Origin of the sequence: Neptunomonas sp., from assembly GCF_041601355.1 — a bacterium.
Lineage (GTDB): Bacteria > Pseudomonadota > Gammaproteobacteria > Pseudomonadales > Balneatricaceae > Neptunomonas.
The window spans coordinates 1-6,295 of the sequence record NZ_JBFIIH010000174.1 but is presented as its reverse complement, the minus strand read 5'-3'; the positions used below and the strand labels follow the sequence as shown (position 1 = coordinate 6,295).

The 6,295-nt window shown below is 48.5% G+C and carries 9 protein-coding genes; 8 read left to right on the top strand and 1 reads right to left on the bottom strand.

The window, feature by feature from the left end; translation table 11 throughout:
• The 8 genes from proC to hemW form a co-directional block, all read left to right on the top strand.
• Window positions 1-807 (top strand): pyrroline-5-carboxylate reductase (gene proC / locus ABY436_RS18275; RefSeq protein WP_372740365.1); only part of this gene is annotated, 807 nt, incomplete at its 5' end.
• 81 nt (window positions 808-888) lie between these two features.
• Complete coding sequence (locus tag ABY436_RS18270) at window positions 889-1,437, top strand: YggT family protein (RefSeq protein WP_372740364.1); 549 nt, start codon at window positions 889-891, stop codon at window positions 1,435-1,437.
• Window positions 1,438-1,445: 8 nt separating this feature from the next.
• Window positions 1,446-1,736 carry a DUF167 family protein gene (locus ABY436_RS18265; RefSeq protein ID WP_372740363.1) on the top strand — a complete coding sequence of 97 codons (291 nt, stop codon included), beginning with the start codon at window positions 1,446-1,448 and terminating at the stop codon, window positions 1,734-1,736.
• Between the two features lie 120 nt (window positions 1,737-1,856).
• On the top strand, window positions 1,857-3,029 hold the full coding sequence (locus ABY436_RS18260; protein ID WP_372740362.1) for a homoserine O-acetyltransferase: 1,173 nt from the start codon (window positions 1,857-1,859) through the stop codon (window positions 3,027-3,029).
• Window positions 3,019-3,609 carry a methionine biosynthesis protein MetW gene (metW, locus tag ABY436_RS18255; RefSeq protein WP_372740361.1) on the top strand — a complete coding sequence of 197 codons (591 nt, stop codon included), beginning with the start codon at window positions 3,019-3,021 and terminating at the stop codon, window positions 3,607-3,609. The genes ABY436_RS18260 and metW overlap by 11 nt, the downstream gene beginning before the upstream one ends.
• Before the next feature lie 71 nt (window positions 3,610-3,680).
• A complete protein-coding gene (locus ABY436_RS18250) occupies window positions 3,681-4,115 on the top strand; it encodes a DUF4426 domain-containing protein (protein ID WP_372740360.1) in 435 nt (144 codons plus the stop codon).
• A gap of 3 nt (window positions 4,116-4,118) precedes the next feature.
• On the top strand, window positions 4,119-4,730 hold the full coding sequence (gene rdgB / locus ABY436_RS18245; RefSeq protein ID WP_372740359.1) for an RdgB/HAM1 family non-canonical purine NTP pyrophosphatase: 612 nt from the start codon (window positions 4,119-4,121) through the stop codon (window positions 4,728-4,730).
• 58 nt (window positions 4,731-4,788) lie between these two features.
• Window positions 4,789-5,925 (top strand): radical SAM family heme chaperone HemW, encoded by a 1,137-nt coding sequence (gene hemW / locus ABY436_RS18240; protein ID WP_372740358.1) that lies wholly within the window; start codon window positions 4,789-4,791, stop codon window positions 5,923-5,925.
• Window positions 5,926-5,935: 10 nt separating this feature from the next.
• On the opposite strand, the gene ABY436_RS18235 is transcribed toward hemW, so the two are convergent.
• Window positions 5,936-6,295: HAD family hydrolase (locus tag ABY436_RS18235; RefSeq protein ID WP_372740357.1), on the bottom strand; the 360-nt coding region annotated here is incomplete at its 5' end.

Genomic DNA, 6,295 nt, shown 5'->3' with positions numbered 1-6,295 from the left:
GCCTTTATCGGTGCCGGAAATATGGCCCGGGCCATCATTGGCGGTTTAATCAGCAACGGTTTTCCTGCTGCGAATATTCGCGCCAGCTCACCGACTATAGATCGACTGGCGGATTTAAAATCACAGGGATTATTTGTCACTACCGATAATACAGAAGCAATGTCATCTGCCGATATCGTTGTGCTGGCTGTAAAACCTCAGATGCTAAAAGCAGTCTTGCAACCACTGGCTGCTGCAGCGGCTCAGAATAAGCCGCTGTTCATTTCTGTGGCTGCTGGCATCACGTCACAAAGCATTAATAAGTGGCTCGGTGGCGACCAGGCCATCGTGCGCTGTATGCCCAACACCCCTGCTCTGGTTAAAATGGGTGCTAACGGCCTGTTCGCCAATGCAAGTGTAAGCGAAGCGCAACGCTCCCAGGCTGTCAGTGTTTTATCCGCAACGGGGCTGACCCTATGGGTCGAACAGGAAGAACAATTACATGCGGTAACAGCCGTATCAGGTTCCGCTCCTGCGTATTACTTCCTGTTCATGGAAGCGATGATTGCAGCCGCCGTAAAACAGGGACTCAGCAAGGAAGTAGCAACACAATTAACCTTGCAAACAGCTCGCGGGGCTGCTGAAATGGCCTTGCAAAGCGATGTGGATCCGGCAGAACTAAGACGCCGTGTAACCTCCCCCAAAGGCACAACAGAACAAGCCATCCTGTCATTCCAGGCTAATCATCTGGATAGCTTAGTTGAAGAGGCCATGCAAGCCTGTGCAGCGAGGTCTGTTAGCATGGCCAAAGAACTGGGGGAAGACTGAACCGGGTAAAAATGATGGTTCATTCATTTTCTGAAAAACACTATACTGCTCGAAACTATTTGATTAGGGACAGATCCGCATATGGGACAAGATCCAATTACGCTCATCATCAAAACGCTTGGCGAACTCTATATTTTCATCCTGCTAATGCGTTTCCTGCTACAACTGGCGCGAGCTGACTACTACAACCCAATCTCTCAATCGATTGTGCGACTGACTCAGCCGGTGTTGTTGCCATTCCAGAAAATGCTCCCTAAAGCAGGCCGGTTGGATCTGTCACCTATCTTTGTGGCGCTACTGGTTAAGCTGGGTATTTTTGCTGTGCTGATCATGTTAGCCGGCGGTAATATCCAGATTGACGTACTCAAACTGTTGATTTATGCCGCAGTAGGAATACTCGATAGCATTCTTAATATCTATTTCTGGGCAGTGATAGGTTCGGTTATTATCAGTTGGGTCGCACCTGGCAGCCACCATCCGGCACCGATTCTGATAGGGCAGATAACTGAACCTTTATTTAAACTGGCTCAAAAAGTAATCCCACCTATTGGCGGATTAGATCTGTCGCCTATTCTAATTTTTCTGGTGATACAAATTATTCAATCACAGCTTGCACGACTGGTCATTTAGAGAGAATTTTGTCTTTTTATCGATGGCAGGACAATACATTAACCTTGTCTTGCCGGATTCAACCTAAATCCTCCCGTGATGAAATAGTTGGCCTGCACGCTGATAGTGTTAAAATCCGTATTACTGCTCCGCCGGTAGACGGCAAAGCCAATGCGCATTTGATTAAATTTCTAGCTAAGGCATTTGGTGTGAGCAGATCAGCCATCAGCATTGCCAGCGGCGAAACAGGCCGAAAGAAAGTAGTCAGGATCGAAGATCCAGATAAAATACCGGAGCTCCTCAGCATTGAACGCACGTGAATTAAGCCGACAAAAGACACTATTACCCAGAGGCGAAGCTCTCCTTCTGTACGAGATGTGATACCCGACTGATAGTCGTTCTCTTTCTTAGTCGAGGTACTTTTATATGTTGAAGAATATATGTTGAAAAAATTCCCGGATGATTCTGTCGGCCTGGTCGAATCCCAGGCAATAGAATTCAATGACCCCCTTGGACTCGCATGCGGCAGGACACTCGATCAATACACCCTGATGATTGAGACCTATGGCGAGTTAAACGCAGACAAAACTAATGCCATCCTGATATGCCATGCGCTTTCAGGGCATCATCATGTTGCCGGTTATCACCAAGGCGATACTAAACCCGGCTGGTGGGACTCTGCCATCGGCCCCGGAAAAGCCATTGATACTAATAAGTTTTTTGTCGTAGGGGTGAACAACCTCGGCGGCTGCCATGGCTCCAGCGGTCCTAATCAGATTGATCCTCAGACAGGCAAACCTTATGGACCAGACTTCCCCTTAATGACCGTTAAAGACTGGGTAGTCAGCCAGGCGCGTCTTGCCGACCATTTTGGCATTTGGCAGTGGGCAGCCGTTATTGGCGGCAGTTTGGGCGGCATGCAAGCCCTACAATGGGCGATCACCTATCCCGACCGTATAAGGCACTGCATGGTCATCGCTGCCGCGCCCAAACTGTCTGCGCAGAATATCGCTTTTAACGAAGTGGCACGCCAGGCGATTTCAAAAGACCCTCAATTCTACAATGGCCGCTACTATGATCATGATGAGGTGCCAAAAACCGGTTTGATGCTGGCCCGTATGGTCGGCCATATCACCTACTTATCAGATGACGGTATGCGTGAAAAATTTGGCCGTGAGATGAGCGCCGGCAAACTTATGTTCGATTTCAATCCGCAGTTTGAGGTTGAATCATACCTGCAATATCAGGGCGAACGCTTCTCCACATCGTTTGACGCGAACACTTACCTGTTAATGACCAAGGCGCTCGACTATTTTGATCCCGCTTCGGAGTTCAATCACGACCTGTCACTGGCATTAAAGCATGTAACCGCCAAGTTCATGCTGATCGCATTCACTACGGATTGGCGCTTCTCGCCTGAACGCTCGCGTGAAATTCTGGATGCCTTGATGGATGCGGGTAAGGATGTCAGTTATACCGAAATTGACTCCCCACAGGGACATGATGCTTTTTTAATCCCCATACCCCGATATATGGAGATTTTCAACGCATATATGGGCCGTATCGCTGCTGATATACCGGCCTTAGCAGAGGAGAATACACATGCGCGCTGATCAGGAAATCATTCGTGAATGGATCAAACCCTCGACACGTGTTTTGGATCTTGGCTGCGGCGACGGAAAATTTCTACGGCACTTAATTGATCATAAACAAGTGCATGGCTACGGTTTGGAAAACAACCATGACAACATCACAGCCTGCGTGCTGAATCACGTTAATGTCATTGAAAAAGATATCGATGAGGGGCTGGCGTCGATCAAAGACAATAGCTTTGATTCAGTTGTCATGACACAGGCGTTGCAGGTGATGCATCGTCCCGATCTTATCGTTGATGAGATGTTGCGCATCGGTAAAGAGTGCATTGTGACCTTCCCGAACTTTGGTCACTGGCGCGCCCGCAGCTACCTTGGCTTCAGGGGACAAATGCCCGTATCCAAGTTCCTGTCCTATAGCTGGTACGACACCCCTAACATCCACTTTTGTACATTCAAGGATTTTGAACAACTGTGTGTTCAGAAAAATATTCACATTATGAATCGAACTGTTGTCGATAATGAGCATCAACACAGGTGGTGGACCAAGTTATGGCCGAATATGCTGGGTGAAATTGCCATCTACCGAATCACACGCTAAATGAAGCACATAGCCGGTCATCTGGTTATACGCATAACTCCATTGAGAAGAGCGCCATTAAGGAGAACACTATGAATTTATTACGCACACTGTTTTTATTACTGCTGACCACACAAGTAGCCGTCGCTGAGCAATCCATTGAAACGGATCGCTATGTTATTCATTACAATGCTTTTAACAGCAGCATTGTGGCGCCAGAAGTGGCACAAAAACATCAATTGCAGCGCAGCCGCTATACCGCCATGCTGAATGTTGCAGTTTTCGAGAAGCAGGATGACGGTACACAGCAGGCTGTCTCCGCCATGTTATCAGGGGAAGTGGCTAACCTGATGCAACAAACACAAAAAGTAACCTTTACGCCGATAAAAGAAGATAAAGCGCTTTATTATATTGGTAGTTTTAGATTTGGAAATGAAGAAGTGATGCATCTTGTCATCAATGTGCAACCCGACCCGAATCAAGCCGCCACTATCATTCGTTTCGACCAGAAATTTTACACGGAATAACCCATGACCCAGTGCATCGTGCTAGCCAGCGGTAACAAAGGCAAACTGAAAGAGTTCAACGAGATACTGCAACAATTCAGCGTTGAAGTTCTGCCACAGTCGCACTTCAATGTAAGCGATGCAGATGAAACCGGCCTGACCTTTGTTGAAAATGCGATTATAAAAGCACGACACGCCTGTGAAATAACCGGTTTGCCGGCGTTGGCCGATGATTCCGGGCTCGAAGTCGATGCCTTACAGGGCGCGCCGGGCATATACTCGGCACGCTTTGCCGGCCCTGGAAAAGGTGATCAGGACAACAATCGTAAGCTGCTGGATGCACTGCATCAGATACCTGATGCACAAAGAACCGCACGCTACCGCTGTGTGCTGGTGTTTATGCGCCACGCTAAAGATCCGATGCCGCTTATTTGCCAAGGCACACTGGAAGGCAGCATCGGCCATGAACCCCGTGGTGAAAATGGCTTTGGCTATGACCCACTATTTCTGGTTCATGGCATGGAAAAAACAGCGGCTGAACTCTCATCCGGGATGAAACACCAGATCAGCCATCGCGGCCAGGCTGTTCAGATGTTTCTGCAACAGATCAGTGGCTATCTGACAAGCCCTGTATAAGTACGACGATTCTATATAACGCCGACTGACTCACCTAATTCAGACTGACGAGCCCCAAATGATCACTTTGCCACCACTGTCATTGTATATCCATATTCCCTGGTGCGTGCGCAAATGCCCCTACTGCGACTTCAACTCACACGCCGTTAAAGGCGAGATACCTGAAGCGGCCTATGTGAAAGCTTTATTAGGCGACCTGCAGTATGAACACGTCGCTGCTCAGGGGCGTGAGATAGAAACGATCTTTATCGGCGGCGGTACTCCCAGCTTGTTCTCTGCCGACGCCATTGCACAGATACTGGAGGGTGCCAACCGCATCATCCCGTTCTCCCGTGATATTGAAATTACGATGGAAGCCAACCCGGGTACATTTGAGCAGGAACGTTTTGCCGGCTATTTAAAAGCAGGCGTTAATCGCTTGTCGATAGGTGTGCAAAGTTTTAACCAGTCACATCTGCAAGCTCTGGGCAGGATCCATTCAGGCGATGACGCCAGAAAAGCCATTAGCGCTGCCCGCGAGCTGGGTTATCCTCATCTGAATATCGATCTGATGCATGGATTACCGGGGCAAAACGAAGAACAAGCACTGTATGATCTGGAAACGGCTATCTCACTCGGCCCCGACCATCTTTCCTGGTATCAACTCACCATTGAACCAAATACCGAGTTTTACGCAAAACCACCCATTATTCCGCGAGATGAGACCCTCTGGGATATTCAGCAAGCAGGACAGGCTTTACTCGCCGACGCAGGTTTTCAACAATATGAAATTTCTGCATATGCTAAAGGCCCGCAAGCACGCGCCCGGCATAACCTGAACTACTGGCAGTTTGGTGATTACATCGGCATTGGTGCGGGGGCACACGGGAAGGTTTCTTTTGTACAACAGGATTTGATTCTGCGTCGCTGGAAACAACGCTCACCCAAAGCCTATTTACAAAGCATCAACCCATTAGGCGGCGAACAGGCGATTGCCAGAGAAGATCGGCCGTTTGAGTTCATGATGAATGTTTTACGCCTCAACGAAGGTGTTGAAGAAGCGGTATTTTCACAACGCGCGCTTATGCCATTAGCCGATATCCAAGGCTCATTAGTAAGCGCACGACAGCGCTCACTATTAGAACCATCACGCTTGCAAGCAACACCTCAAGGGCATCTGTTCTTAAACGACCTGCTGGAAAGTTTTATCGCCTGACATACCCGGATTACAGGCGGGCACGTTTAATAGCCGCTATCCGCTCAACCTGCTGCGGCACATCACTTAAACAACTCACTTGTGCATCCGGCACCTCTGTATCCGGCCATTCCATAGCCTTCAGGTTCACCCAGATGCTCCATAATCCAGCCGCTTTCGCGCCTTCAATATCGTGCACAGGATGATCGCCTACATGGATTACCTGCTCAGGTTTGAGTTGCGTATGGGTTAACATATGCTGAAAAATCAGTGGATCTGGTTTTTCTACACCGACACTGTCTGCACTAAACTGAAAATCCATCAAGTGCGACAATCCCACCTGCTTCACATCAGCGTTGCCATTACTGATAGCTCCTAATAGGTATCCGTG

Bases quoted from the DNA above. Each gene is read 5' to 3' on its own strand.
- ABY436_RS18270 (WP_372740364.1), top strand. From the start codon at position 889: ATGGGACAAGATCCAATTACGCTCATCATCAAAACGCTTGGCGAACTC.
- ABY436_RS18260 (WP_372740362.1), top strand. From the start codon at position 1,857: ATGTTGAAAAAATTCCCGGATGATTCTGTCGGCCTGGTCGAATCCCAG.
- metW (WP_372740361.1), top strand. From the start codon at position 3,019: ATGCGCGCTGATCAGGAAATCATTCGTGAATGGATCAAACCCTCGACA.
- ABY436_RS18250 (WP_372740360.1), top strand. From the start codon at position 3,681: ATGAATTTATTACGCACACTGTTTTTATTACTGCTGACCACACAAGTA.
- rdgB (WP_372740359.1), top strand. From the start codon at position 4,119: ATGACCCAGTGCATCGTGCTAGCCAGCGGTAACAAAGGCAAACTGAAA.
- hemW (WP_372740358.1), top strand. From the start codon at position 4,789: ATGATCACTTTGCCACCACTGTCATTGTATATCCATATTCCCTGGTGC.